The 25635-nt window shown below is 71.2% G+C and carries 22 protein-coding genes and 1 pseudogene; 15 read left to right on the plus strand and 8 right to left on the minus strand.

Features of this window, described 5'->3' with window-relative positions:
- Positions 1–14: 14 nt before the first annotated feature.
- Complete coding sequence (gene purQ / locus ACRVYW_RS08440; protein WP_431803582.1) at positions 15–722, minus strand: phosphoribosylformylglycinamidine synthase subunit PurQ; 708 nt, start codon at positions 720–722, stop codon at positions 15–17.
- Positions 719–976 (minus strand): phosphoribosylformylglycinamidine synthase subunit PurS, encoded by a 258-nt coding sequence (gene purS, locus ACRVYW_RS08445; RefSeq protein ID WP_431803584.1) that lies wholly within the window; start codon positions 974–976, stop codon positions 719–721. Before purS ends, purQ begins: the two co-directional genes overlap by 4 nt.
- Positions 977–1242: 266 nt before the next feature.
- Between purS and ACRVYW_RS08450 the strand changes: the two genes are divergently transcribed.
- From ACRVYW_RS08450 to ACRVYW_RS08470, 5 genes are all read left to right on the plus strand, one after another.
- Positions 1243–2517 carry an extracellular solute-binding protein gene (locus ACRVYW_RS08450; RefSeq protein WP_431803586.1) on the plus strand — a complete coding sequence of 425 codons (1275 nt, stop codon included), beginning with the start codon at positions 1243–1245 and terminating at the stop codon, positions 2515–2517.
- 70 nt (positions 2518–2587) lie between these two features.
- Complete coding sequence (locus ACRVYW_RS08455; protein ID WP_431803588.1) at positions 2588–3661, plus strand: carbohydrate ABC transporter permease; 1074 nt, start codon at positions 2588–2590, stop codon at positions 3659–3661.
- The gene (locus ACRVYW_RS08460; protein WP_431803590.1) at positions 3658–4566 is read left to right on the plus strand and encodes a carbohydrate ABC transporter permease; all 909 of its coding nucleotides are present in this window, start codon (positions 3658–3660) and stop codon (positions 4564–4566) included. The genes ACRVYW_RS08455 and ACRVYW_RS08460 overlap by 4 nt, the downstream gene beginning before the upstream one ends.
- A gap of 27 nt (positions 4567–4593) precedes the next feature.
- A complete protein-coding gene (locus ACRVYW_RS08465) occupies positions 4594–6114 on the plus strand; it encodes a GH1 family beta-glucosidase (protein ID WP_431803592.1) in 1521 nt (506 codons plus the stop codon).
- Positions 6111–7145: a LacI family DNA-binding transcriptional regulator gene (locus ACRVYW_RS08470; protein ID WP_431803594.1), complete on the plus strand. Its 1035-nt coding sequence runs from the start codon at positions 6111–6113 to the stop codon at positions 7143–7145. The genes ACRVYW_RS08465 and ACRVYW_RS08470 overlap by 4 nt, the downstream gene beginning before the upstream one ends.
- 232 nt (positions 7146–7377) lie before the next feature.
- Here the strand turns inward: ACRVYW_RS08470 and ACRVYW_RS08475 are convergent, their stop codons facing one another.
- The 3 genes from ACRVYW_RS08475 to ACRVYW_RS08485 form a co-directional block, all read right to left on the minus strand.
- A complete protein-coding gene (locus tag ACRVYW_RS08475) occupies positions 7378–8724 on the minus strand; it encodes a uracil-xanthine permease family protein (RefSeq protein ID WP_431803596.1) in 1347 nt (448 codons plus the stop codon).
- A gap of 87 nt (positions 8725–8811) precedes the next feature.
- Entirely contained in the window at positions 8812–9963 is a 1152-nt protein-coding gene (locus ACRVYW_RS08480) for a DUF4232 domain-containing protein (RefSeq protein ID WP_431803598.1), read from the minus strand.
- A 1-nt stretch (position 9964) separates the two neighbouring features.
- Positions 9965–10936, minus strand: a complete 972-nt coding sequence (locus tag ACRVYW_RS08485) for a phosphoribosylaminoimidazolesuccinocarboxamide synthase (protein WP_431803600.1) — start codon at positions 10934–10936, stop codon at positions 9965–9967.
- Positions 10937–11201: 265 nt separating this feature from the next.
- On the opposite strand from ACRVYW_RS08485, the gene ACRVYW_RS08490 reads away from it, so the two are divergent.
- The 4 genes from ACRVYW_RS08490 (at position 11202) to ACRVYW_RS08505 (ending at position 15917) form a co-directional block, all read left to right on the plus strand.
- A complete protein-coding gene (locus tag ACRVYW_RS08490) occupies positions 11202–12155 on the plus strand; it encodes an intradiol ring-cleavage dioxygenase (protein WP_431803602.1) in 954 nt (317 codons plus the stop codon).
- Positions 12156–12330: 175 nt separating this feature from the next.
- On the plus strand, positions 12331–12909 hold the full coding sequence (locus tag ACRVYW_RS08495) for a PadR family transcriptional regulator (protein WP_431803604.1): 579 nt from the start codon (positions 12331–12333) through the stop codon (positions 12907–12909).
- Positions 12906–14471 (plus strand): DHA2 family efflux MFS transporter permease subunit, encoded by a 1566-nt coding sequence (locus ACRVYW_RS08500; RefSeq protein ID WP_431803606.1) that lies wholly within the window; start codon positions 12906–12908, stop codon positions 14469–14471. The genes ACRVYW_RS08495 and ACRVYW_RS08500 overlap by 4 nt, the downstream gene beginning before the upstream one ends.
- 162 nt (positions 14472–14633) lie before the next feature.
- Positions 14634–15917: an ATP-binding protein gene (locus tag ACRVYW_RS08505; RefSeq protein WP_431803608.1), complete on the plus strand. Its 1284-nt coding sequence runs from the start codon at positions 14634–14636 to the stop codon at positions 15915–15917.
- 114 nt (positions 15918–16031) lie between these two features.
- On the opposite strand, the gene purD is transcribed toward ACRVYW_RS08505, so the two are convergent.
- Positions 16032–17315 (minus strand): phosphoribosylamine--glycine ligase, encoded by a 1284-nt coding sequence (gene purD / locus ACRVYW_RS08510; protein ID WP_431803610.1) that lies wholly within the window; start codon positions 17313–17315, stop codon positions 16032–16034.
- A gap of 257 nt (positions 17316–17572) precedes the next feature.
- Here purD and ACRVYW_RS08515 point away from each other — a divergent pair, with 257 nt between their 5' ends.
- On the plus strand, positions 17573–17947 hold the full coding sequence (locus ACRVYW_RS08515) for a sterol carrier family protein (RefSeq protein ID WP_431803612.1): 375 nt from the start codon (positions 17573–17575) through the stop codon (positions 17945–17947).
- A 122-nt stretch (positions 17948–18069) separates the two neighbouring features.
- Here the strand turns inward: ACRVYW_RS08515 and ACRVYW_RS08520 are convergent, their stop codons facing one another.
- Together ACRVYW_RS08520 and ACRVYW_RS08525 are read right to left on the minus strand one after the other, a co-directional pair.
- On the minus strand, positions 18070–19086 hold the full coding sequence (locus ACRVYW_RS08520) for a WxL protein peptidoglycan domain-containing protein (RefSeq protein WP_431803614.1): 1017 nt from the start codon (positions 19084–19086) through the stop codon (positions 18070–18072).
- A 59-nt stretch (positions 19087–19145) separates the two neighbouring features.
- The gene (locus tag ACRVYW_RS08525; RefSeq protein ID WP_431803616.1) at positions 19146–20963 is read right to left on the minus strand and encodes a hypothetical protein; all 1818 of its coding nucleotides are present in this window, start codon (positions 20961–20963) and stop codon (positions 19146–19148) included.
- A gap of 166 nt (positions 20964–21129) precedes the next feature.
- Between ACRVYW_RS08525 and ACRVYW_RS08530 the strand changes: the two genes are divergently transcribed.
- From ACRVYW_RS08530 to ACRVYW_RS08550, 5 genes and pseudogenes are all read left to right on the plus strand, one after another.
- Positions 21130–22227, plus strand: coding sequence for a heme/hemin ABC transporter substrate-binding protein (locus ACRVYW_RS08530; protein WP_431803618.1), 1098 nt, complete (start codon positions 21130–21132; stop codon positions 22225–22227).
- A 167-nt stretch (positions 22228–22394) separates the two neighbouring features.
- A pseudogene (locus ACRVYW_RS08535) lies at positions 22395–22763 on the plus strand (iron chelate uptake ABC transporter family permease subunit); the annotation flags it as partial.
- A gap of 136 nt (positions 22764–22899) precedes the next feature.
- Positions 22900–23172: a hypothetical protein gene (locus tag ACRVYW_RS08540; protein WP_431803860.1), complete on the plus strand. Its 273-nt coding sequence runs from the start codon at positions 22900–22902 to the stop codon at positions 23170–23172.
- The gene (locus ACRVYW_RS08545) at positions 23169–24350 is read left to right on the plus strand and encodes a hypothetical protein (RefSeq protein WP_431803862.1); all 1182 of its coding nucleotides are present in this window, start codon (positions 23169–23171) and stop codon (positions 24348–24350) included. Before ACRVYW_RS08540 ends, ACRVYW_RS08545 begins: the two co-directional genes overlap by 4 nt.
- Positions 24347–25609, plus strand: a complete 1263-nt coding sequence (locus ACRVYW_RS08550; RefSeq protein ID WP_431803620.1) for a hypothetical protein — start codon at positions 24347–24349, stop codon at positions 25607–25609. Before ACRVYW_RS08545 ends, ACRVYW_RS08550 begins: the two co-directional genes overlap by 4 nt.
- Positions 25610–25635 lie beyond the last annotated feature (26 nt).

Raw genomic sequence — 25635 nt, forward strand, 5'->3', positions numbered from 1 at the left:
GCGCGGCGCGCAGGTCAGGCCGCGGCGGCGGCCAGTGACGCGACGGCTGAGGTGAAGAACGAGAGGCCGTCGATGCCCGAGCGCATCGCCTCGGGGGTGTTGGGGCCGAAGCCGGGCTCGACCGCGTGCTCGGGGTGCGGCATGAGGCCGACGACGTTGCCGCGGGCGTTCGTGATGCCGGCGATGTCGTCGAGCGATCCGTTCGGGTTGACGCCGACATAGCGGAAGGCCACGAGGCCCTCGCCCTCGATGCGCGCCAGGGTCTCGGCGGAGCAGATGTACCCGCCGTCGGCGTTCTTCAGGGGGATCGTGATCCCCTGGCCGACCTCGAACTGGCTCGTCCATGCCGTCGACGCGTTCTCGACGCGCAGGCGCTGGTCGCGACGGATGAACTGCTGGTGGGCGTTGCGGATGAGGCCGCCCGGCAGCAGGTGCGCCTCGACGAGCATCTGGAAGCCGTTGCAGATGCCGAGGATCGGCATGCCCGCCGCAGCGGCATCCTTCACCTCGGACATGATCGGGGCGTGCGCCGCGATCGCGCCGGCGCGCAGGTAATCGCCGTAGCTGAAGCCTCCCGGCAGGACGAGCGCGTCGACGCCGTCGAGGTCGTGGGAGGCGTGCCAGAGGGAGACCGGCTCCGCTCCCGCCAGCGCGATCGCGCGGCACGCGTCGCCGTCGTCGAGCGATCCGGGAAAGGTGATGACGCCGATCCGGACGGTCACTGCGCGGCCTCGGGCAGGACCTCGATGCCCACGACGTCCTCGATGACGGAGTTCGAGAGGATCTCGTCGGCGATCGTCTTGACGGCTGCGAGCGTGGCCTCGTCGGCGGTGTCCACGGTGAGCTCGAACCGCTTGCCGATGCGCACACCGTCGAAGCCTTCGTAGCCGAGTCGCGTCAGCGCACCGGCGACGGCCTTTCCCTGCGGGTCGAGCAGTTCGGCCTTGGGCATGACGTCGACGACGATGGTGGGCATTGACGGCTCCGGATGTCGCGGGGAAGGGGCGCGTCCAGTCTACGGGCGTGTCGACGCGCGCCGGGCATCCGCCGTTACCGAAGCGTGACCGTCCGCGTGGGAGCGCTCTCTTGCACCTGTGGGAGCGATCCCATACAGTGTGAGTCGTCCGATGAGAGCGCTCCCACGGGCGGGAAGCGGTACGCGAGAGACGCGCACGACGATCACCGGACGAACGCCCCCGCATCCCGCGGAGCGCCCGCACCCACACCACAAAGGAGTGACACGTGAACACACGCGCACTGCGTCGCATCGGCCTCGTCGCCGGCGTCGCCACCACCTCGGCTCTCGTTCTCGCCGGCTGTGCCGGCAGCGGCGGGGGCGGGGACACCTCCGACCCGAACGGCGAGGTCACCCTCACCGTCGCAACCTTCAACGACTTCGGCTACACCGACGCGCTGCTCGCCGAGTACTCGAAGGAGCACCCGAACGTGAAGATCGTTCACAACAAGGCGGCCACCTCGAACGACGCGCGCGCGAACTACTTCCAGAAGCTCGGCAAGACCGGCCTCGCCGACATCGAGGCGATCGAGATCGACTGGATGCCCGAGGTCATGAAGTACTCCGATCTCCTCGCCCCCGTGCCCGACGACCTCAAGGGCCGCTGGCTCGACTGGAAGGAGAAGGGCGCGACGGATGCCGACGGAAACCTCATCGGCTACGGCACCGACATCGGCCCCGAGGGCGTCTGCTACCGCTCCGACCTGTTCGCCGCAGCGGGCCTGCCCACCGACCGCGACGAGGTCACGAAGCTGCTCGAAGGCGACTGGGCGAACTACTTCGCGGTGGGCGAGCAGTACACCAAGGCGACCGGCAAGGCGTTCTTCGACTCCGCCGGGGGCACCTACCAGGGCATGATCAACCAGGTCGAGGCGGCCTACGAAGACCCCTCCAGCGGCGAGATCGACATCGCCCCCGAGGTCGAGGACATCTACAACCAGGTGCTCGATGCGAGCGCGACGCAGTCGGCCCACCTCGGTCAGTGGTCCGACGACTGGATGGCGGGGCTGTCCAACGGCGCGTTCGCCACGATGCTCTGCCCGGGCTGGATGCTCGGCGTCATCGAGGGCAACGCCAAGGACGTCACCGGCTGGGACATCGCCAACGTGTTCCCCGGCGGCGGCGGCAACTGGGGCGGCTCGTACCTGACCGTCCCCGCGAACGGCAAGAACGTCGCGGCGGCGCAAGAGCTCGCCGACTGGCTCACGAGCCCCGAGACGCAGCTCAAGGCGTTCGAGAACGCGGGCACCTTCCCCAGCCAGCTCGACGCCATGAAGTCGGACACGCTGCTCGACTCGACCAACGAGTTCTTCAACAACGCACCGGTGGGCCAGATCCTCACCGACCGCGCCAACGCCGTCACGGTGTCGCCGTTCAAGGGCGAGTTCTACTTCCAGATCAACGACGCGATGCAGAAGGCTCTGACCCGCGTCGAAGACGGAACGCAGGACAAGCAGGCGTCGTGGGACCAGTGGAAGACGGAAGTCGCCGCCATCAAGTAGTCATCGCACCGGTGGTCGGGCGGGGCGCCGCCCCGCCCGACCACCGGGCTCGTCCGGAAAGGAGCCGACCGTGACGGCATCCACCACCCCCGCGCGCACCCCGAAGCGCGTCGGCTTCAGCAGCAAGCTCAGCGCGTGGGACCTGAAGGTCTCGCCCTACCTCTACATCTCGCCGTTCTTCATCCTGTTCGTCGTCGTCGGGCTCTTCCCGATCGGTTACACCGCGGTCATCTCCTTCATGGACTGGGACCTCGTGCGAAACTCGGGCGAGTTCATCGGCTTCGAGCAGTACGCCAGCGTCGTGAACGACCCGAAGTTCTGGACGGCTTTGCGCAACACGTTCAGCATCTTCCTGCTCTCGTCGGTGCCGCAGCTGATCGCCGCGATCTTCATCGCGGCCCTCCTCGACCAGAACATCCGCGCGAAGACCTTCTGGCGCATGGGCGTGCTCGTGCCGTACGTGATGGCGCCCGTCGCCGTCGCGCTCATCTTCTCGAACCTGTTCGGTGACCAGTACGGCCTCGTCAACACGTGGCTGGGCAGCATCGGCATCGAGCCGGTCAAGTGGCACTCCAACGCCTTCGCGAGCCACATCGCGATCGCCACGATGGTCAACTTCCGCTGGACGGGTTACAACACCCTCATCCTGCTCGCCGCGATGCAGGCCATCCCGCGCGACTATTACGAAGCCGCGACCGTCGACGGCGCTGGCAAGGTGCGTCAGTTCTTCGCGATCACCGTGCCGAGCCTTCGCCCCACCCTGATCTTCGTCATCATCACCTCGACCATCGGCGGCCTGCAGATCTTCGACGAGCCGCGCATGTACGACCAGTACGGCACGGGAGGCGCGAACAGCCAGTGGCTGACGATCTCGCTCTGGCTCTACGACGTCGGGTGGGGGCAGTGGAACTTCGGGCGCGCGGCCGCGCTCGCCTGGATCCTGTTCCTCATCATCCTTGCGATCGGCATCCTGAACCTCTTCATCACCCGCAGCCTCGTCCGCGACGAGGGCGCCCGCGGCCCGCTCAGCAGGTCGGAGCTGCGTGCCGCCCGGCGCGAGGCCAAGGCATCCGTCGCCGCCGGCGGCGCGAGCGCGCACACCGGCGCGCGCACCCGAGACAACACCAGGGAGGCCGTTCGATGAGCGTCCTGAACGAGCGGCCCATCGTCATCGACGAGACCGACATCCCCGCCGAGAATCGCCGTCCCCGCGCGCGCCACGTCAAGGGCGCCCGGCCGGGGTGGTTCGTGTACGCGTGCCTGGGCATCGTGCTCCTGGCGAGCGTCTTCCCCTTCTACTGGTCGTTCCTGATCGGCTCGGGCGACTCGTACACGATCCGCGACCCGAACATGTCGTGGATCCCCGGAGGCAACTTCTTCGCGAACGCCGCGAAGGTCATGAACGACCCGGCGGTGAACTTCTGGGTGGCCCTGTGGAACTCGATCGTGAGCTCCGCGCTGATCGCGGCATCCGTCGTCTTCTTCTCCACCCTCGCCGGGTGGGCGTTCGCGAAGCTGCGCTTCCGCGGGTCGAGCGTGCTGCTGGTCTTCGTCATCGCGACGATGGCCGTCCCCACGCAGCTCGGCGTCGTGCCGCTGTACATCCTCTTCGGCGACCTCGGCTGGACGGGGCAGCTCGGCGCGATCATCGTGCCCGCGCTCGTGAGTGCGTTCGGCGTGTTCTGGATGACGCAGTACCTGCGTCAGGCGGTGCCCGACGAGCTCATCGAGGCCGCGCGCGTCGACGGTGCGAGCTCGTTCCGCACGTTCCTGACGGTGGGCCTGCCCGCCGCGCGGCCCGCGGCCGCGATGCTCGCCCTCTTCACGTTCGTATCGGCCTGGAACAACTTCTTCTGGCCTTTCATCGTGCTCGACCGGCAGAATCCGACCCTTCCCGTCGCACTGTCGCTGCTGCAGTCGAACTACTTCGTCGACTATTCGATCGTCCTGGCCGGCGTGCTGCTGGCGACGATCCCGCTCCTGATCCTGTTCGTCTTCGCGGGCAAGCAGCTGGTCAGTGGCATCATGCAAGGTGCGGTCAAGGGCTGAGACCCGCCGCGACAGGGAAGGATCATCATGGCTGAGCACTCGCGCGCCTTCGCGCCGGAATTCCTCTTCGGCGCGGCGACGGCCGCCTACCAGATCGAGGGGGCCGCGTTCGAGGACGGCCGCACGGCATCCATCTGGGATGCCTTTGCGCGCGTGCCGGGCGCCGTCATCGGCGGCGACAACGGAGACGTCGCGTGCGACCACTATCACCGCTACCCGCAGGACGTCGCGCTCATGAAGGAGCTCGGCCTCGACACCTACCGCTTCTCGGTGTCGTGGGCGCGTGTGCGACCGGACGGCGGCGCGGTGAACCAGAAGGGCCTCGACTTCTACAAGCGACTCGTCGACGACCTGCGCGAGAACGACATCCTGCCGTGGCTGACCCTCTACCACTGGGACCTGCCCCAGGCGATCGAAGAGCAGGGCGGCTGGACCGTCCGTTCGACGGCCGAGCGGTTCACCGAGTACGCGCTGGACGTGCACGACGCGCTCGGCGACCGCGTCGCGAACTGGACGACGCTCAACGAGCCGTGGTGCTCCTCGTTCCTCAGCTACACCGCCGGCATCCACGCGCCGGGCCGCTACAGCGTCACCGACGGCGTGCTCGCCGCCCACCACCTGCTGCTCGGGCACGGGCAGACGGTCCGTGAGCTGCGCGCCCGCGACGCGGCGCTGCGCCTCGGCATCACGCTCAACCTCACCGTCGCCGAGCCGGTGGATGCCGCCGTGCCCGCCGACCTCGACGCTGCCCGTCGCATCGACGGGCAGTTCAACCGCTGGTTCCTCGATCCGATCTTCCGGGCGGCGTACCCCGCCGACGCCGTCGAGGACATCCGCGCCGTCGACCCCGAGGCCATCGCCGCGCTCGACGCCGCGACCCTTCCCGGCGATCTCGAGACGATCGCGACCCCGATCGACGCGCTGGGCGTCAACTACTACCACGGCGAGTTCGTCGGCGGCGCGCCCGACCCGCACGCGCCCGCCCCGGGCGATGCGCCGACGCCGCGCCGCACCGAGTCGCCGTTCCCGTCGCACGAGGGGATCTTCTGGCACGACCGGGGCCTGCCGCGCACGAGCATGCACTGGGAGGTAGACCCGGCCGCGCTCACGACCCTCCTCCGCCGCGTCTCCGACGAGTACACCGCGCCGGTCGGCACGACGTTGTACGTCACCGAGAACGGCGCCGCCTACGACGACGTCCTCGTCGGGGCCGGTTCCGAGGCTCGCGTGCACGACGCCGACCGGGTCGCGTTCCTGCGCGCGCACCTGGGCGCCGTGCTCGATGCCGTCGACGCGGGCGTCGACGTGCGCGGCTACTTCGCGTGGTCGCTGCTCGACAACTACGAGTGGGCGTGGGGGTACGAGAAGCGCTTCGGCATCGTCCACGTCGACTACGACACCCAGGTGCGGACGCTGAAGGACAGTGCGCTGGAGTATCGTCGGATCATCGCCGCACGCGCGATCGACGTCCCGCAGGGTCACCCCGCAGACGCGCTCGCCGCGGCATCCTCTGCCACCGCCGTCCAGAGTGAGGTTCCCTCCCCGTGACCATCGACACGCCGCGTGCGGCCGCGACGATCGAGGAGGTCGCCGCCGCGGCGGGCGTGTCTCGCTCGACGGTGTCGCGCGTCGTCAACGGGTCGACCGCGGTCAGCCCCGCCGCGGCCGACGCCGTGCGCCGCGCGATCGCCGAGCTCCACTATGTGCCGAATCGCGCCGCGCGCTCGCTCGCGTCGCGCGCCACGATGGCGATCGCCCTCGTCGTCCCCGAGGACACGACGCGCTTCTTCGGCGACCCGTTCTTCGCGGCGGTGGTCTCCGGCATCCATTCCCGGCTCAGCCGGTCGGACTACGTGCTGAACCTCATCATCGCGAGCGACGACCCGGGCGACAAGACCGTCGCCTATGTCCGCAGCGGCGCGGTCGACGGGGCCGTCGTCGTCTCGCACCACACGAGCGACACGTTCATCGACAGCATCGCCGCATCGGTGCCGGTCGTGTACGGCGGCCGGCCCGTCCGCGAGCGCGAGCGCGACTACTACGTCGATGTCGACAACGCCGCCGGCGCGGCGGCGGCGACTCGCTACCTGCTCGAGAAGGGCCACCGGCGCATAGCGACGATCGCCGGTCCCCTGAGCATGCCGGCCGGGATCGACCGGCTCGACGGCTTCCGCGCGGCGCTGAAGGATGCCGGGCTCGAACCCGTCGCCGTCGAGGACGGCAACTTCACCGCCGACGGCGGAGGGGCCGCGATGCAGCGGATCCTCGCCGGCGCCGGTACCGACGCCGACGGGCGCGTCGAGTTCGACGCCCTGTTCGTCGCGAGCGACCTCATGGCGCGGGGCGCGCTCGCGGTGCTGGGCAGAGCCGGCATCCGCGTGCCCGAGGATGTCGCGATCGTCGGGTTCGACGACTCGCCGGTCGCCGTCGCGGTGCAGCCGCAGCTGACGACGGTGCGCCAACCCTCGCACGCACAGGGCGAGAAGATGGCCGACGTGCTGCTGTCGCTCCTCGCGGGCGGCACGCCGCCGCATGTCACGATGCTCGACACGACCCTCGTGGTGCGCGACTCGGCCTGACGCGCCTCGCGCGCCGTCTCTCGTGGTCGTATCGGCGCGAATCGTCGTCACGCGCGCTTTCGTCGGCGCGAATCGTCGGCATCCGGCCCGGAGAGAGCGATCTGCGCCGACGAAACCTCCGCGGGGCGGGTGCTGCCATGGGGGGTGCTACCAGGGGGGTGCTGCCAGAGGGGTGCAGGCAGGTGAGGGGATGCCTGGATGGCGCGAGTCCAGGCATCCCCTCAGCGCCGGGTCACTCGGGGTCGCCGCCGAGCTGGCCGATCGGGACGATGGGGCCGCCGTCGTCGGCGCCGGTCTTGCGCCAGCGGGCGATCGCGTTGCCCACGTGATAGATGAGGAGCGCCGCGACCGCGCCGAGGACGATCGCGCCGAAGCTGAGGCTGCCGAGCGTGAACTCGAAGCCGGCGATCGCGATGATGAACGCGACCGCGACCGTGTACTGGTTGACGGGACGCGAGAAGTCGACCTGGTTGTCGACCCAGATCTTGATGCCGATCACGCCGATGAGGCCGTAGAGCGCGGTCGTCACGCCGCCGAGGACGCCGGCGGGCATCGCGAAGATGACGGCGCCGACCTTCGGCGAGAAGGCCAGCAGGATCGCGACCGTGCCCGCGACCCAGTACGCCGCCGTCGAGTAGACGCGGGTCGCCGCCATGACCCCGATGTTCTCACCGTAGGTCGTCGTTCCCGAGCCGCCGCCGAGGCCCGCGATCGTCGTCGCGACGCCGTCGGCGAGAAGCGCCCGGCCGGTGCTCTTGTTGAGGGACGGGTCCTGAGCCATCGTCGCGACGCCGCGGACGTGGCCGACGTTCTCGGCGATGAGCACGAGAATGACGGGGAGGAACATCGGCAGCGCGCCCCACGCCTGCGGGTCGCCGAACGCGGGGAAGTGGAACTCGGGCAGGCCGATCCATGCCGCGCTCTCCACGCCGCTCCAGTCGATGCGCCCCAGGATCGCCGCGGCGACGTACCCGACGACGACGCCGAGGAAGATCGACACGCGGCCGAGGAACCCGCGGAACAGCACCGCGAACAGGATGCACGCGACGAGGGTGATCGTGCCGAGCAGGCCGTCGGTCTTGAAGTTGTTCCACGCGGCTGGGGCGAGGTTCAGGCCGATGAGGGCGACGATCGCGCCCGAGACGACCGGAGGCATGAGCTTCTCGATCCAGCCCGTGCCGGTCGCCTGTACGAGCAGTCCCACGCCGGCGAGCAGGATGCCGACGAAGAAGACGCCGAGGAGGGCCTGCGAGATCTGCTCCGGCGAGTCGAGCGGCTTGCCGCCGCCGGGTCCGAGCGCGACGATCGGGGCGATGAACGCGAACGACGACCCGAGGTAGCTCGGCAGCTTGTTCTTCGTGAGGATGAGGAACAGCAGCGTCCCGAGTCCCGAGAACAGCAGCGTCGTCGAGACGGGGAAGCCGGTGAGCAGCGGTACGAGGAAGGTCGCACCGAACATCGCGACCACGTGCTGCGCGCCGATCGCGATGGTCGCCGGCCAGCTCAGGCGCTCGGACGGGGTGACGACGGCGCCGGGTTCGACGGTGCGCCCGTCGCCGTGGAGGGTCCAGATGGGCATGGGGGTGCTCCTCGTTCGAACTGGGGGGGATGCCAGCGCTCAGACTACCTGGGAGGGTGCTGTGTGCCGCGATGCCCCGGTACGGAACTATCCCTCGGTCGCGGCGCCGGGATCCCGCAGCGCCCACGCCGTCACCGCGACGTCCGACCCCTCGACGACATCGAGGTCGATCGGCCACGACCCGCGCGTCTCTCCGGCGAGGACCGCCGCCCACAGGGTGCGCGTCACGAGCGCGCCCTGCGTGGATGCCGCATCCCACCCGATCGTCGCGACCGCCGACCCGCCCGCGGGGATCTCGACGCGCGTCGGCCCGGCGTCGCTCCCCATAAACGAGCCGCCCTGCGCCACCGCGACGGCGAGGAGGTGCCCGTTCTGGTCGCCGAACGCGATGTCGGGATAGCCCTCGATCACGCACGGGCGGTCGGAGAAGTTCATGAGCTCGAGGCTGAGCCCCCGGTGGCCCGTCGCGCCGTCGACGCTCCCGAGGAGGATCGTCGCGCGCGCGGGAGTGCAGCCGTCGATGTCGGTGATGCCGGGCCCGGGCGCGACCTCGGGGACGGGTTCGCCCGCGGCATCCGGGTCGGGGCGCAGCGAGCCGTCGGCGGGCGGCGGCTCCTGCTGTTCGGCTTCGGCGCGCAGCTGAGCCTGGGATGCCTCGTCGCCCCCGACCCGGACCGCGGCGAGCGCGACGAGGGCCACGACGGCGACGGTCGCCGTGATCGCCAGGCCACGCCGCCCGGTGCGCGGCGCGTCCGGCTGCGCGTCGGCGTCGCCTGTCTGTGCGCGCCGCGCGAGCCGTCCGGCGATGAGGGCGGGGATCCAGCCGTACAGCAGGCCCCAGTACGCGCCCGACGCGGCCCGCGAACCGAGGTCGACCGACCACAGCGCCCACCCCGAGGTCAGGAGGGGGCCGAAGACGAGCGCGATGTCGACGGTCATGCCGACAATCGCGCCGGCCGCGCCGGTCGCGAGCCACGTCGTCGGCACGGGCGCCGAGCGCGGTGCGAGATGCAGCAGCGTCGCGTGCACGAGGGCGACGGCGACCGCGCCGGCGAGGGGGAGGAGAGCCGGCCAGGGCGCCGGCCACGACCAGACGTACGGCGTCGCGCCGACCGGAAGCACGGCCTGCTGCACGCGGGAGAGCGGGGTCAGCGAGACGGCGGCCGCGAGGAGCGCCGTCGCGAGCCAGACGAGGCCGACGGTGCCGCTGACGATCCAGCGGGAGCGGTGCCGCCCCACGTCAGCGCGCGCCGGTGTCGGAGGTCAGCTTCTCGAGCAGTTCGCGGTACTTCGCCGCGGTGCGCTCGACGATCTCGGCGGGGAGCTCGGGTGGGGTGCCCTCGCCGTCGCGCGAAGGATCCCAGTGCGCGGCGAGCCAGTCGCGGACGATCTGCTTGTCGAAGCTCGCCATGCGTTCGGCGGGGGTCGTCCCCGACGCCCAGGCGGTGGCATCCCAGTACCGGGACGAGTCGCTCGTGAGGACCTCGTCGGCGAGGGTGAGGGTGCCGTCCGCGTCGAGTCCGAACTCGAACTTCGTGTCGGCCAGGATGAGCCCCTTCGCCTCGGCGGTCGCAGCGGCGCGACGATAGGTCTCGAGCGACCGGTCGCGGAGCTCTGCGGCACGCTCTGCGCCCACGAGCTCCTCGGCCCGGGCGAACGAGATGTTCTCGTCGTGCTCGCCCATCGGCGCCTTGTAGGCGGGGGTGAAGATCGGCTCGGGCAGGCGGTCGCCGTCCTCGAGGCCGGAGGGGAGGGAGATGCCGCAGACCGTGCCCTCGGCGCGGTACTCCTTCCAGCCCGACCCGGTGAGGTAGCCGCGGACGACGCACTCGATCGGCAGCATGTCGAGGCTCCGGACCACCATCGCGCGGCCGGCGACGGCGGGCGGGATGAGGTCGACGAGGTCGTCGGCGGTGTTCGCCTCGCCGTCCGGGCCGAGGGTGAGGACATGCGAGGGGGCGAGGTGATTCGGGATGCGCGGTCCGCCGTCGGCGCCGGCGAGCTGGTCGAACCACCAGAGGCTGAGGGTCGTCAGCAGCACACCCTTGTCCGGGATGCCGGGGCTCAAGACGTGGTCGAACGCGCTCACCCGGTCGCTCGCGACGACGAGCATCCGGTCGGGGGCATCCGGGGTGTCTGCGGGCCGATACAGGTCGCGCACCTTCCCGGAGTACACGTGGGTCCAGCCGGGCAGATCGAGGGCATCCGTCACCGCACCATTATCGCGGGTCGCCGTGGCGCCGGGGCGGCCAGGTCGCCGTGCCGCCGGGCGCGGCCGGTGCCGCATCCCGGTGCTCCGCGCCGCGCGTTCGGTTCGCAGGACTTTCGTCTTCCGGGCGGCGCACGCCCCGCACGAACCGGGGCCACCGCCCGCCGACGATACGAGATCTCCTGCGAACCGGACGGCGATTCTCATCCATCGGCGACGCATAGGTGCCCCAGCGGCGACGCCTGGGCGCCGGGCCGATGCTGGTCGCATGACTCCCGAACCCGAACACACCCCCGACGGTCCCCGCTACGAGGGCCGACCCCTCGACCGGCCCGACGACGAGGTCGTCGACCAGGGCGCCGGCTTCGACCTGATGACCCTCGTGTCGCGTCGCGGGATCCTCGGCATCGCCGGCCTCGGCCTCGGAGCGGTGGCGCTCGCGGCGTGCTCGGCAGTGGCGGATGCCGCGGCCACCCCGGCGGCGACCCGCACCGCGACCCCGACCCCCACCCCGACCGCGACGCCCACCCCCACGCCTGCCGCGACGGTCGCGCTCCCCGCCGGCGAGATCCCCGACGAGACCGCCGGACCCTACCCCGGCGACGGGTCGAACGGCCCCGACGTGCTCGAGCAGTCGGGCATCGTGCGCCAGGACCTCCGCACCTCGATCGGGGGAGGCGCGACCGCCGACGGCGCGCCGCTGCGGTTCACCCTGCGCCTCACCGACATGGCGAACGGTGACGCACCCTTCGCGGGCGTCGCCGTCTACGCCTGGCACTGCGACGCGCAGGGCCGCTACTCGATGTACTCGTCGGGCATCGAGAACGAGACGTATCTCCGCGGCGTGCAGGTGACGGATGCCGACGGCCAGGTCACCTTCACCTCCATCGTCCCCGGGTGCTACTCGGGCCGCTGGCCGCACATCCACTTCGAGGTCTACCCGTCGGTCTCGCAGATCACCGACTCCGGCAACGCGATCGCGACCTCGCAGCTGGCCTTCCCGGAGAGCATGCTGGGGCCGGTCTACGCGCTCGCCGCCTACGACGGGTCGGCGCGGAACCTCGCGAACGTGAGCCTCGCGACCGACAACGTCTTCGGTGACGACGGTGGCGCACTGCAGGTCGCGACCGTGACGGGGGATGCGACGGGCGGGTTCACGGCATCTCTCGTGGTGCGCGTCGACACGGCGACCGCGCCCACCGGCGGGTCGGCGACGCGTTGAGACAGGGCGCGCTGAGACACGGACGCGCTGAGACAGGACCCTCTGAGACAGGACCCTCTGAGACAGGACGCGCTGAGACACGCATGGGGTGTATAGTCCACATGGACTAGTCGACACGGACCACACGGGAGGACGTCTGAGGGACACCGTCGCGCGCCTCACCCCGCTCGGGGTCATGGTGCTCGCGCTGCTGCGCGAAGACGACATGCACCCGTACGAGATGATCCGCCTGCTGCGCCAGCGCCACGACGATCGCATCGTCCCGATCACGAACGGCACGATGTACCACACCGTCGCCCGGCTCGAACGGCAGGAGCTCCTCGCCGAGGTCGGCATCGACCGCGACGGCAACCGCCCCGAGCGCACGACCTACGCGCTGACGGATGCCGGCCGCGACGCTGTGACCGAATGGGTGCGACGGGAGCTTCCCGTGCTCGATCGGCCGACCGAGTTCCGCGTCGCCCTGTCCGAGGCGCACAACCTCTCGCGCGCGGAGACGATCGCCCTCCTGCGGACGCGTCTCGCCGCGCTCGCCGAGGCGCGTGACGTGCACGTGCGCGGGCGCGCGCAGGCCCTCGACGGCGGCACCTTCGAGCAGTACCTCATCGAGGTCGAGCGGCAGGGCGCGCTCCTGGCCGCCGAGCACGACTGGCTCGCGGGGTTCCTCGAACGCCTCGCCCACCCCGACTTCGTCTGGGGCGCTCACGCACAGACCGACCGTTACCTGGCTCAGAGAGAGGCCGCACGGCAATGACCGATCCCACCGCACACCGCACGGATGCCGCGGCATCCAGCGCCCCGGCATCCGACGCTCCGGCATCCGACGCTCCGGTATCCAGCGCTCCGGCATCCGACGCTGCGGCATCCACCCCCGCGCACAGCCCGTGGCCCGCCCTCTGGGCGCTCGTCATCGGGTTCTTCATGATCCTCGTCGACACGACGATCGTGTCGGTCGCGAACCCGGCGATCAAGGCCGCGCTCGACCCCGACACCGCGAACCTCGACAACGTCGTGTGGGTCACCTCCGCCTACCTCCTCGCCTACGCCGTGCCGCTGCTGATCACCGGCCGTCTCGGCGACCGCTTCGGTCCGAAGAAGGTCTACCTCGTCGGCCTCGCGATCTTCACGATCGCGTCCCTCGGGTGCGGACTGTCGTCGACGCTCGAGATGCTCATCGTCTTCCGTGCGGTGCAGGGCCTCGGCGCGGCCCTCATGACGCCGCAGACGATGGCGGTCATCACGCGCACCTTCCCGCCCGCGAACCGCGGTGCCGCGATGGGGCTGTGGGGCGCGACGGCGGGCGTCGCGACGCTCGTCGGCCCGCTCGCCGGCGGTCTCATCGTCGACGGCCTCGGGTGGGAGTGGATCTTCTTCGTCAACATCCCGGTCGGGATCGTCGGCTTCGTCCTCGCCTGGATCCTCGTTCCCGCCCTTCCGACCCACCCGCACCGGTTCGACCTGGTCGGCGTGTTCCTCTCCGCGGCATCCCTCTTCCTCATCGTCTTCGGGCTGCAGGAGGGCGAGCGCTTCGACTGGGCGCCGTGGGTGTGGGGGATGATCGCCGGCGGTGTGGTGCTGCTCGCGCTGTTCCTGTGGGAGCAGGCGCGCACCAAGAGCGAGCCGCTCGTTCCTCTCGAGCTGTTCCGCGACCGCAACTTCTCGGTCGCGAACATCGGCATCGCCACCGTCGGATTCGCCGTTACCGCGATGTCGCTGCCGATGATGTTCTACTACCAGCTCGCGCGCGGGCTCACCCCGACGCAGTCGGCGCTGCTGCTGATCCCGATGGCGGTGCTCTCCGGCGTCCTCGCGCCGATCGCGGGGCGCGTGCTCGACAGGGTGGATGCCCGGACGCTGCTCGTCCCCGGACTCTTCCTCGCCGCGGTCTCGCTGTTCTGGTACGCGGCGCTCATGAACCCGAGCTCCGCGACGTGGGAGTTCCTTCTCCCCTCGGCGCTCATGGGCATCGCGCAGGCCGGCATGTGGGGGCCGCTCGCGACGACCGCGACGCGCAACCTCGCGCCGCGCCAGGCGGGCGCCGGAGCCGGCATCTACAACACGACCCGGACGATCGGCTCGGTGCTCGGCTCGGCATCCATCGCCGGGTTCATGCAGGCGCGGCTCGAGGCGAACCTGCCCGGGCTCGCCGATGCCGGGGTCGGCGAGTTCGGCGGCGGCGCCCTGCCGGATGCCGTCGTGTCGGGCTTCTCGTCGGCGATGGCCCAGTCGATGCTGCTGCCGGCGGCGGTGCTGCTCGTCGGCGTGGTCGCGGTCCTATTCATGGAACGCCCCGCGCACCTCCCTGCGAGGCGCTGAGCGCCTCTTCTCGCCCTTCCGTCCCCGCGAGACCGCGCATATGTACGCTTCCGCGCCCCGGATCGTGACATGTGTGCGGTCTCGCGGGCGGGGGAGCGCGCTCTCGCGGGCGGGGGGAGCGCGGTCTCGCGGGCGGAGACGCGGCTGGGGCACAATGACCGTGTGAGCCGAACGCAGGTGCGCGACTTCCATGACGACGATCTCGAAGCCGTCGTGCGCCTCTGGGAGGAGCTCAACGGCGACGACGAGAACCCCGTCTACTCGCTCGCCGAGGTCATCGCCTCGTGCCAGGCCGACCACGCCGTCGTCGCCACGCGCGACGACCGTCTCGTCGGAGTCGCGGTCGGGCGCGCGGCGCACGCGCAGGGGTGGATCGTCTTCTTCGGCATGGCCGGGGTGCCGGGCGCGGAGCACGTGTCGGGCAGCCTCCTCGACGCCCTCGAACGCCGGATGGCGCCTCTCGGTCTCGGGAAGCTGTCGATCCTCCTCGCCGAGGAGCAGGAGCCGCTCGCCGCGTTGACGGCGAACGGGTTCGAGGTGCGCGACCCGCTGCGATACCTCGAGAGGCGGATGCCGGTGCAGCGCCGCGAACTCGACCAGCTCAAGGAGGTCGGCGGCCGCGTGCTGCCCCGCCACCTCTGGGAGAACGTCAGCGGCATGCGCCACGAGAAGGACCTCCTCGAAGCGCGCCTCGTCACGCCCCTCTCGCGTCCCGACATGGCCGACCGGTTCGGCGTCGTGCCGCCGCGCGCGGTCATGCTGTTCGGCCCTCCCGGCACCGGAAAGACGACGTTCGCGAAAGCCGTGGCATCCCGCCTCGACTGGCCGTTCGTCGAGGTCTTCCCCTCGCGCCTCGCCGACACGTCCGCGGGACTCGCCGGCGCGCTCCGGGCGACCTTCGAGCGGATCGACGCGCTCGATCACGCCGTCGTCTTCATCGACGAGGTCGAGGAGATCGCGTCGCGCCGCGGAGGAGTGCCGCCGTCGCCGACGCAGGGGGTGACGAACGAGCTGCTGAAGCTCGTCGCGGAGTTCCGTGAGCGCGAGGGGCGCATCCTCATCTGCGCGACGAATTTCGTACGAGCGCTGGATGCCGCGTTCCTCCGGCACGGGCGCTTCGATTACGTCATCCCGATCGGGCTGCCCGACGACGAGGCGCGCTTCGCGATCTGGAGCCGCTACATTCCGAGCGAGTCGACGGCGGGCATCGACATCTCGGCGCTCGTGAACGCGAGCGCGGGCCTCACCCCGGCCGACATCGAGTACGCCGCACGGCGCGCGTCGCAGGAGGCGCTCGCCCGCGCGCTCCGAGCCGGCGACGACGGGACCCACGCGATGCTCACGACGGGGGAGTACCTCGCGGCGCTCGGCGCGACGAAGGCCACCGTGTCGCCCGACGCGGTGTCGGACTTCCTCGCCGACATCGACGAGTACGCCCGGCTGTAGCGCCCCCACTGACCGCGAGACCGCGCAAATGTACGCTTCCGGACGCCGGATCGTGACATTTGCGCGGTCTCGCGGGCGGGGGAGGCGCCGCGACCGTGGGGCCGGGCGCGGGGATCAGGCGTCGGCGACGCGCGCGGCGATGTCGGTGCGGAAGTGCGCGCCGTCGAGCGAGATCTCATCGAGCGCCGCGTAGGCGTGCTCGCGCGCCTGCGCGAACGACGCACCCGTCGCGACGACGTTGATCACGCGTCCGCCGGTCGCGACGAGGATGCCCTCGCGCTCCTCGGTGGCCGCATGGGCGATGTGGATGCCGGGAGTCTCGGCCGCGGCCTCGAGACCGTGGAGCTCGCGGCCCGTGCGGGGCGACTCGGGGTAGCCCTCGCTCGCGAGGACGACCGTGATCGCGGAGAAGTCGGCGAACGTCGGCGCCGGCTCGTCCTCGAGGATGCCGCTCGCCGCCGACATCAGCAGGCGCGACAGGGGGCTCGTGAGGCGCGCGAGGACGACCTGCGTCTCGGGGTCGCCGAAGCGCGCGTTGAACTCGATGACCTTGATCTGCGTGTCGTCGCCCTCGCCCGTGACGATGAGCCCGGCGTAGAGGAGTCCGATGAACGGGGTGCCCTCGGCATCCAATTCGCGGATCACGGGCTCGGCGACGGTGCGGGTGACCTCGTCGACGAAGGCCTCTTCGCTGCCGAAGCGCTCCGCGAGCCAGGGGAGGGGCGAGTAGGCGCCCATGCCGCCGGTGTTCGGGCCCTCGTCGCCGTCGAGTGCGCGCTTGTAGTCCTGCGCGGGGGTGAGGGCGCGGACGGCGTCGCCGTCGCTGACGAAGAAGAGCGAGACCTCGGGGCCGGAGAGGAACTCTTCGACGAGCACGGCGCCCGTCGCGAGGTAGGTGTCGGCGTGCGCGAGGGCGGCGTCGCGGTCGTCGGTGACGATGACGCCCTTGCCGGCGGCGAGGCCGTCGGCCTTGACGACATAAGGGGCGCCGTAGGCGTCGAGCGCGGCCTCGACCTCGGCGCGGGTGGTGGCGCGCGTGGCGCGCCCGGTCGGGACGCCCGCGGCATCCATGATCCGCTTCGCGAACGACTTCGAGCCCTCGAGCTGCGCTGCCGCCTTTCCCGGCCCGAACACGGGGATGCCCCGTCCGCGCAGCGCATCGGCGACCCCTGCGACGAGCGGCGCCTCGGGTCCGATGATCACGAGATCGATCTGCGCCTCGTTGGCATAACCGGTCACGGCGGCCGGGTCGTTTGCGTCGAGGCCGGGGACGATGGTGGCGTCGCCCGCGATGCCCGCGTTGCCGGGCGCGGCGAACAGCTCGTGCCCGCCCTCGCCCTTCAGCGACAGGATGATGGCGTGCTCGCGGGCACCGGAACCGAGGACGAGAATGCGCACGCGCCCAGCCTACCGACGGGGTCGGGCGGGGTTCGTGTTCCGTCTTCAGTCTGTACGGTTCGGGCGGTGACGGCGCGCCGCGGGATTCTGCGGACCGCGACCGGTCGCGCGCACGCCGAGACTGAATACGGCACGCCGGCCGCGGGCGCTCTGCGGCCCCGGCGCGGTGACACAACTCAGGCAGAACGGTGCCGTGGGCCCCGGAGCCGCCGGCCGGGGGCGGTTCTGCCTGAGTTGTGTACGGCTAGCGTGGACCCATGGCGCGGAAGATCACCACGGGAGACGGGCGGGCGGCGCTCGCTGCCGTCGCCGGGGCCGCCGCGAGCCCGGATGCCGCCCCCGCAAGCCGCACCGACACGGCCACGGCGGTCCGCTATCTCCTGCAGCTGCTGGTCGAGAAGGCGCCGGGCAACACGGTCGAGGTGCGGGTGCCGCCCTTCGGCGCCGTCCAGGTCGTCGAGGGCCCCCGGCACACGCGCGGCACCCCGCCGAACGTCGTCGAGACCGACGCGGCGACCTGGATCGCGCTCGCCACCGGCGGTGAGGCGTGGGCGGATGCCGCGGCCGCCGGCCGGATCGCCGCCTCGGGCACCCGCGCCGACATCTCGGCGCTCCTTCCGCTGCGGCCGTGACCTGCACCGGCGGGACCGGTGCGCGTGGGGCGGCGCCGGCGCGTCGAAAGCAGGCCCGATCGGCACCTCGCGCTGCCGATCGGGCCCGGTCGAACGGTTGAGCCTGCTTTCCGCACCGATTGTTACGCAGAGGAGGCCGTCCGGCGCCGCTCGCGACGGCGGATGAGCGCCACCACCAAGACGGCAGCGCCGACGACGAGCAGGAGCAGCGCATACAGACTCCACGGCACCGCGGCGATCGAGAACTCCATCGCGACGGGGGCCACCGATCCGGCGCCGAGACCGACTCCCTCCGGAGTCACCGTGGCAGATCCGCTCAGCCAGCCGAGCGAGAGGGTCGGCACCTCGGTCGCGACCTCGATCGTCGAGCCGGGGATCACCTCGGCGAGCTGCGTCGGGGCGAAGGTGGTCCCTAACAGGCCCCCCGGCCCGGCGACCGCGATGGTCTCCAGCCCCGTGATGCGGGTGTTCCCGGAGTTCTCAAGCGCGTAGGAGATCGTCAGAACGCCGGGCGCGAACGGATTCCATGACGGCGTGTAGGACGCCTCGACGTTCGAGACGGCCGCGGCCGGCGCGAGTTCGCCCGCGACGCGGAGATTGATCCGCGTGCCGAGCCGTCGATCGACCGACAGTGACTGCGAGGCATCCGTCGTCTGGAGCGACGTGACGATGCCCGCGGCGTGATCGCCGGGCCGGGCGTCGGCGGGCACCGTGATCGTGAAGGCCACTTCGGTCTGCTGGCCCGGGGCGAGTTCGAGGGTCGCAGACGTGACGTCGACCCAGGTCCCCGCGTCGACGGAGGGCGTGCCGTCGACGACGACGTCGATCTCGCCGCTGGATGCCGTGAATGCGTCCGCCGCGTAGACCGCGAGGGGGAGGGCCTCGGTGCCGGTGTTGACGACGACCATGGCGTCCTCGATCACGGCGCCGGGATCGACGTCGTAAATGAAGTTCGCGCGAGCGTTGCCGTTCGCGTTGTCGGCCGTGCGCACCGACCACGCGACGCCGCCGGCGGAGTCGTCGGCGCGTGCGGGGGCAGTCCCGACGGCGAACGCCCCCGTGAGACCGAGGGCCACGAGGACGGCGGAAGCGAGAAGGACGCGCCGGCGACGCGGCGGGTGGGGAGCGGAATCGGTCACGGCTGGCTTTCGGGGGTCGGATGCCGGGGCCCCGGCGTCGTGCCGGGGCCCCGACGCACTCACTGGAGTGCGGTGATGGTGAGCTTGCTCGTGTAGTCGCCCGCGGCGGTGGTGCCGGGGATGACGAGATCGAGATCGGCTCCGACCGTCGCGGTCGCGGCTGCCGTCGACGATGCCAGTACGCGCGACGAGCCCAGGCCCGCGCCGCCCAGTCGGGTCGAGGCGACCTCGGCCCCCGCGGACACCGAGGCGCCGCCGGCGACGATCTTGGGGGTCCAGCCGAGCAGACCGCCCGAGAACGACGCGCCGCCGGTCGAGCTGAACGTGCCGGCCTGGCCCGAGATGCTCCACGTGTACGGCGAGGTTCCGCCGGCACGCGTGTCGGTGACGACGATGTTCGTCAGCGAGCCGGAGGCGACGAAGTTGTCGCCTTCCTGCGTCGCCGTGCCGAGGTCGGCCGGCGACGTACCGGCGAACGCCCAGCCGAACGAGCCGGACGGGTTGTCGACCCACGTCGGAACCTCGACGACGACGGTCGACTCGTCCGCGAACGTCAGCGGCGTGTACGTCTCGAACGGCGCGTACGCGGCGCCGCTGCCCGGGTAGGTGTAGATGCCGAAGTTGCCGGCCGCGAGAGCCTGCGCGTCGGTCGGCGACAGCGTGATCTCCGTCGAGAACGTGCCGTCGGGAGCGAGCTCGATCGCACCGGAGCCGGCACCGCCGATCGTCGCCACGCTCGCCGCGGGGACGGCCCACTTCTGCGAGATGACGGTGCGTGCAGAGCTCGCGACACCGGCGGAGGGCTTCCAGTTCTGCGGGAACTTGCCGAAGACGACGTACGCGCCGCCGAAGGTGCCGGCGAGCGGCGGTCGGGTGCCGTTCGTGGCGGGTGCGGAGGCGACGAAGCCCGAGCCCGTCACCGTGACCGTCTCGCCCTTCGTGAGCCCCGTGGTCTTCGACACCGTGACGGTGGGCGTCGCGGGCACGGCTGCGGCCGTGTAGGAGACGGCGAGCGGGGTGGCGGGCTTGCGTGCGTCGGCCGCGCCGCCCGACGAGTACCAGTAGCTCGACTGGCCGGTCTGCACCTGGAAGTCGACGAACGACTGCGGGAAGGCGCCGAAGTTCGGGCCCGTCGTCACCTGGGGGGTGCCGCTACCGGTGTTGACGGTCTTGCCCAGGTAGTCGGGCGTCACGGTGAAGCCGGTCGCGGTGACGTCGACGCCGGTGAGCGTCGCGATGACCACGTTCTCTGCGGGGGTGATGGATTCGAAGAGGCTGGTGTCGTCCATCGAGGTGCGGTAGCCGCCGAGCGTGGCGGTGACCGTGCCCGTGCCGTTCGCGGCGACGCTGAGATGCGGATCGGTGATCCACGCACGCGTCATCCCGGAGTAGAACGCCGAGGTGAACGTGCCCGTCCACTGGATCTCGGCGGTGCCGGCGGCGGGGTCGACCGTTCCGGTTCCGTTCGCGATTTCGACGACGTGGCCCGAGTTGAGGCCGTTCGAGGTCGAGATGACCGTCCCGGCCGCATTGGTGCGCAGACCCGCGAACGTCGCGTCGGCGTAGCTGCCGTCGCTCTGCAGCTTGAGGACGCTGACATCGCCTTCGCTCTGCTTCCAGTTCGTCGCGGTGATGAGGTCGCTCGACGAGGTCGCACTGACGATTCCCGCGCTGAGCAGGTTGTACGTGCCCGGCGCGTATGCGGCGGCGTTCGCCTCCGCGCTGATCCCCCAGCGGAAGACCGCATCGTCGATCGTCGTCCCGGCGGCTGTGGCCGGCGCGGCGGCCAGGACACCCCCGAGGACAAGTGCTGCTGCTGTCGCGGTGGCTGCGGCCGGGCGGCCCCACCCTCGTCGACGCATGGTGGAAGAGTCCACGTTCATTGCCTTCGTGACGTGCCTTCCCGAAGATGTGCGACGGCTGCGGGAACCGGGCGCGTACATTGGATCGAATGTGTAAGGATAGGCAAGCCTTACCTAACCACGCAGCGAGATTCCAACGCAACAATTCGGTAAGGCTAACCTAAGTACGGACAGGATACCGATGCCCCGACGGATGCCGAAGACCCTCGGCCTGCTTGCCGCGACGCTCGCCGTCGTGTGCGTACTGAGCGCCTGCAGCCCCACGGCGGGCGACGGCGCGGCCGAGGGCGCAGTGACGCCGGCCCTCGCCGACGTCACTCCGCTCGCCGATCCGCTGTCCTGGCACGGCCCGTCGACAGCCGTCGCGGCGTCCGCGGCGATCGACCCGATCACGGACGGTTCCCAGACCCTTCCGGCATCCGTCGTCGACGCCCAGGGCACACCAGTCACGGTCATCGACACGTCGCGCATTCTGACGCTCGACATCTACGGCTCGCTGTCGCGCATCGTGTTCGAGCTCGGGCTCGGCGACCAGGTCGTCGCGCGGGACACCTCGAGCGCGTTCCCCGAGATCGCCGATCTGCCGGTCGTGACCGAGAACGGTCACGACCTGAACGCCGAGGCGATCCTGGCGGCCGCGCCGACGGTGATCCTCACCGACACGAGTCTCGGCCCGTGGGACACCATCCTGCAGATGCGCGACGCCGGCATCCCGGTCGTCGTCGTCGATGCGCATCGCTCGCTCGACTCGATCGGCTCGCTCACCGAGCAGGTCGCCGCGGCGCTCGGCGTGCCGGAGCGCGGCGCGGCGCTCGCCGCCCGGACAACGGCCGCAGTCGACGACAAGATCGCTCAGATCGCCGAAATCGCACCGACCGACCCGGACAAGAAGCTGCGCATGATGTTCCTCTACGCGCGCGGGCAGTCCGGCGTGTACTACCTGTTCGGCGAGGAGTCCGGCGCCGACAGTCTCATCGAGGCGCTGGGCGGCGTCGACGTCGCCGGCGAGATCGGCTGGCAGGGCATGCGCCCCGTGACCGACGAGGCGCTCGTCGACGCGAACCCCGACCTGTTCATCATGATGACGAAGGGACTCGAGTCCGTCGGAGGGGTCGACGGACTCGTCGAGCACCTGCCCGCCGTCGCGCAGACGGATGCCGGTCGCCACCGGCGCATCGTCGACATGTCCGACACGACCGTCCTGAGCTTCGGACCGGCGGCCGCGAGCGTGCTGGATGCGCTCGCCGTGGCGGTGTATGCGCCGGAAGAGGCGCAGTGAGCGTCGTGACGCCCGCCGTCGTCGCCGAACCCGCGACGACGGCGCCGGTGCGCCGGCACTCCCGGAGGGGACTCGTTTCGGGCGTGTTCGTCGGACTGACGATCACCCTCGTCGCGCTCGCGGTCGTCTCGGCGGGCACGGGGCAGCTGACGATTCCGCCCGACCAGGTGGTCGGCGCGTTCGCCCGCGCCTGGAACGACGCCGTCCGCGCGATGGGGATGCCCGCACTGACGCTCCCGCCGGGAGCCGCGATGGAGCACGTCAACGGCGAGGCGACGCTGTGGCTCATCCGGATGCCGCGGATCTTCATGGCGATTCTCGTGGGGGCGACCCTCGCGACCGCGGGCGTCGTCATGCAGGGCGTCTTCCGCAATCCGCTCGCCGAGCCCGGCGTCATCGGCATCTCGTCGGGGGCCGCGGTCGGGGCGTGCTCTGCGATCGTCTTCGGACTGACGTTCCTCGGGCCGCTCACCCTTCCGACGCTCGCCTTCGTCGGCGGGCTCGTCGCGACGGTGGTCGTCTACGCATCCGCGAGGGCGGACGGGCGAACCGAGGTCGTCACCCTCGTGCTCACGGGGATCGCCGTCAACGCGATCGGCGTATGCGCAGGAATGCGCGATCGCCCTCCTCGACGAACCGACCGCGAGCCTCGACATCCGGCATCAGCATCGCGTGCTGGCTCGCACCCGTGCGCGGGTGGCCGCGGGCGGCGCGGCCGTCGTCGTGTTGCACGACCTGGGGCTCGCCGCCGCCTACGCCGACCGGATCGCGCTGCTCGACGGCGGCCGCATCATCGCCGCCGGCCCGCCTCGAGACGTGCTCGAGCCCGCTCTGCTGACGCGCGTGTATCGGCATCCGATCGACGTCATCGACGGCCCGCGAGGCACAGTGCTCGTGCTGGCCGCCACCCCCGAATCCGACGAGACCGAGGATCGCATCGCATGAACCATCTCTCCCGCACGACATTCGCCGCTCTTGCGGGCATCGCCCTGGTCGCCGGCGCCGTGACGGTGTCGTCACCGGCGTGGGCCGCCGCCGGCGTCACCGTCACCGGGCCGGACGGCTCGGCGACGGTGTCGGCGGAGTACGCGACCCAGGTCAGGGTGTCGGGCTCTGGGTTCCAGGCGATCCAGAACGGATTCGGGGGAATCTACGTCCTCTTCGGGTGGGTCGACGACGCGGCCGGCGGCGGCTGGCGACCCAGCCAGGGCGGCGTCGTCGGTGCGGACTATCGCTACGTGCCGGACGCGGAATCGGCGGACAACGCGGGGTACCAGCGATTCATCTCGTTCGCCGGCAGCCAGACCGAGAGCTCCGCGAACGGCGTGCTGGGGGCCGACGGTTCCTGGTCGATCGACATGGTCATCCCGGGGGCGCGGTTCGAGAGCCAGGATCTCGACGGCGGCGTGACCGCTGTCGACTGCCTGCAGGTCACGTGCGGGATCATCACGATCGGCGCGCACGGCGTCAAGAACGCGAACAACGAGACGTTCACCCCGTTGAGCTTCGCGTCGGCGCCGGCAGCCGACGCCGACGGCGGCGAGACCGCTACGGCTCCGGCCGGCGCGGCCGGAGCCGTGCGGCTCGGCGTCGAGACGACGGACATCGCCGCGGGAACCTCGGTCGTGTTCACGAGGCAGGGATTCGCGCCCGGTGAGCAGGTCGTCGCCTCGCTCGACGGCGGACTGACCGCGGTGGGACCCTTGACGGCGGGAGCGCAGGGCGAGGTGGCCGGGGCCCTGCCCGTTCCCCGCGACATCCGCAGCGGGACGCACCTGGTCACGCTCCGCGGGGCCGGGTCGGGAGCTGTCGCCGAGGCCGAGGTCGTCGTCACCGGCGGAACGGCGGCGACGCCTGCCGCGCCCGCCGAGGAGGTTCCGCAGTGGGTTCTCATCCTCATGCTGCTGTGCATCGTGCTCGCTCTGGCGCTCGTGATCGCGAGCATCGTCACCGCGATCGGCAGAGCACGCGCCAGGCGCAAACAGCGTCGTGCCGTCGGCGCCGCGCCGACGGAGGCCCCCGCACCCGGCGCGGTGGTCTCCGCGGCATCCGTGCCTGCGCTCGACGATCGCACGGCCGTCCTCCCGACGATGGATGCCGAGCAGGTCGGAGCCGGTCGATGATGCGGGCTCGCGGCATCCGCCGGCGAAAGCGATGCGCGCGCGGCCTCGCTGCCGCGGTCTTCGCGCTGGGCCTCGCGACGGCCCCGCTGCCCGCTCTCGCGGACGAGGGTCCGGACGACGTCATCGTGACCGTCCCCGAGGGCGAGGGCACCGCGGCGCCGGGAACGGGAGACCGGGATCTCGTCAACGCGCAGCTGCGCTGGGCGCTCAACGCCGAATCGGGAGGCGGAGCCTTCGCCCCCGGCACCTGCAACTTCCTGAGTGCGGGGATCGCGGGCGATTCGGGAGGCCCCAACTCGTGGACCGAAGGGCAGACCGATGCCGGCATCCCGCTCTATCGCACTCAAGACGGCGCCGTGCGCATCGAGAAGCCGACGGCGAGCGGCGAATGGACGGTCGCGAGCACCGCCAACCGGTGCCTCGACGCACAGGGCCGGCGCGTGACGACCGCCACGGCGAGCACCTCGGGAAACCAGGTCGTGATCGACCGCGGGGTCGGCACAGTCAGGGACGGCGCCCTGCAGCTGCGCTGGAGCGGCTCCTTCACCATCGTCTACTACAGCGGCATGACCTACTGGAGCGTCAGCGACCCCGTACTGACGCTCGACGCGCGCGGCGACGGGCGGCTCACGGGTACCGCGAGCGGCCACGGGGCCGACATGGACGATCACTCGAAGTGGGAGAAGCTCCCGTCGCGCGAGATCGTCCTCGCGGAGATCCGCGGCGCCGAGTCGGGCGCAGCCGCGGGCTTCGCTGTCACTCCGGCCTATCTCGGGGTGAGGATCGACACGCGCGCCGGAACGCCTCAGGTGACCTCGGGCCCGTCGTGGGGTGCCTTCCCGCAGTCGTTCGTTGACTTCCAGCAGCAGACCGGCCAGCACTCCTACTGGTATTCGAGCGGGGGTGCCGCCGACGCGAAGAAGGTTGCCGCGCCCGTGTACATCAGCTTCGACGCCGCAGCGCCCGTCACCGTGCCTCCGCCCTCGAGCGGCGAGGCGGCGCCCGCGACGGCCGCCCCCTCGAATCCGATCCGGATGCCGGCGGCTCCTTCGCCGGAGGCGGAGCTCGCCGCGTTCCTGGGCCCCGCGACGGCGCCCATCACGACGGAACCGCAGCGCGACGGCCTGGTGCCGGACGCGACGAGCGGTCTCCCGCCCCTCGTGCCGCCGTTGCTGGCTGCGGGCGCGGCGCTCAGCGTCGCGATCGTATCGACGATGAGCATGATGCGCGTGCTGCCGTGGCAGCGACGAGCGGGGTGACCGCGCGGCGGCCGGGGTCACCTCCT

Origin of the sequence: Microbacterium sp. bgisy203 (assembly GCF_965345155.1) — a bacterium.
Classification (GTDB): Bacteria; Actinomycetota; Actinomycetes; order Actinomycetales; family Microbacteriaceae; genus Microbacterium.

What these genes read in the sequence shown, in the direction of transcription:
- purS (WP_431803584.1), bottom strand. Translation starts at nt 976, where the DNA reads ATGCCCACCATCGTCGTCGACGTCATGCCCAAGGCCGAACTGCTCGAC.
- ACRVYW_RS08460 (WP_431803590.1), top strand. Translation starts at nt 3,658, where the DNA reads ATGAGCGTCCTGAACGAGCGGCCCATCGTCATCGACGAGACCGACATC.
- ACRVYW_RS08465 (WP_431803592.1), top strand. Translation starts at nt 4,594, where the DNA reads ATGGCTGAGCACTCGCGCGCCTTCGCGCCGGAATTCCTCTTCGGCGCG.
- ACRVYW_RS08475 (WP_431803596.1), bottom strand. Translation starts at nt 8,724, where the DNA reads ATGCCCATCTGGACCCTCCACGGCGACGGGCGCACCGTCGAACCCGGC.
- ACRVYW_RS08490 (WP_431803602.1), top strand. Translation starts at nt 11,202, where the DNA reads ATGACTCCCGAACCCGAACACACCCCCGACGGTCCCCGCTACGAGGGC.
- ACRVYW_RS08495 (WP_431803604.1), top strand. Translation starts at nt 12,331, where the DNA reads ATGGTGCTCGCGCTGCTGCGCGAAGACGACATGCACCCGTACGAGATG.
- ACRVYW_RS08500 (WP_431803606.1), top strand. Translation starts at nt 12,906, where the DNA reads ATGACCGATCCCACCGCACACCGCACGGATGCCGCGGCATCCAGCGCC.
- ACRVYW_RS08515 (WP_431803612.1), top strand. Translation starts at nt 17,573, where the DNA reads ATGGCGCGGAAGATCACCACGGGAGACGGGCGGGCGGCGCTCGCTGCC.
- ACRVYW_RS08530 (WP_431803618.1), top strand. Translation starts at nt 21,130, where the DNA reads ATGCCCCGACGGATGCCGAAGACCCTCGGCCTGCTTGCCGCGACGCTC.
- ACRVYW_RS08545 (WP_431803862.1), top strand. Translation starts at nt 23,169, where the DNA reads ATGAACCATCTCTCCCGCACGACATTCGCCGCTCTTGCGGGCATCGCC.
- ACRVYW_RS08550 (WP_431803620.1), top strand. Translation starts at nt 24,347, where the DNA reads ATGATGCGGGCTCGCGGCATCCGCCGGCGAAAGCGATGCGCGCGCGGC.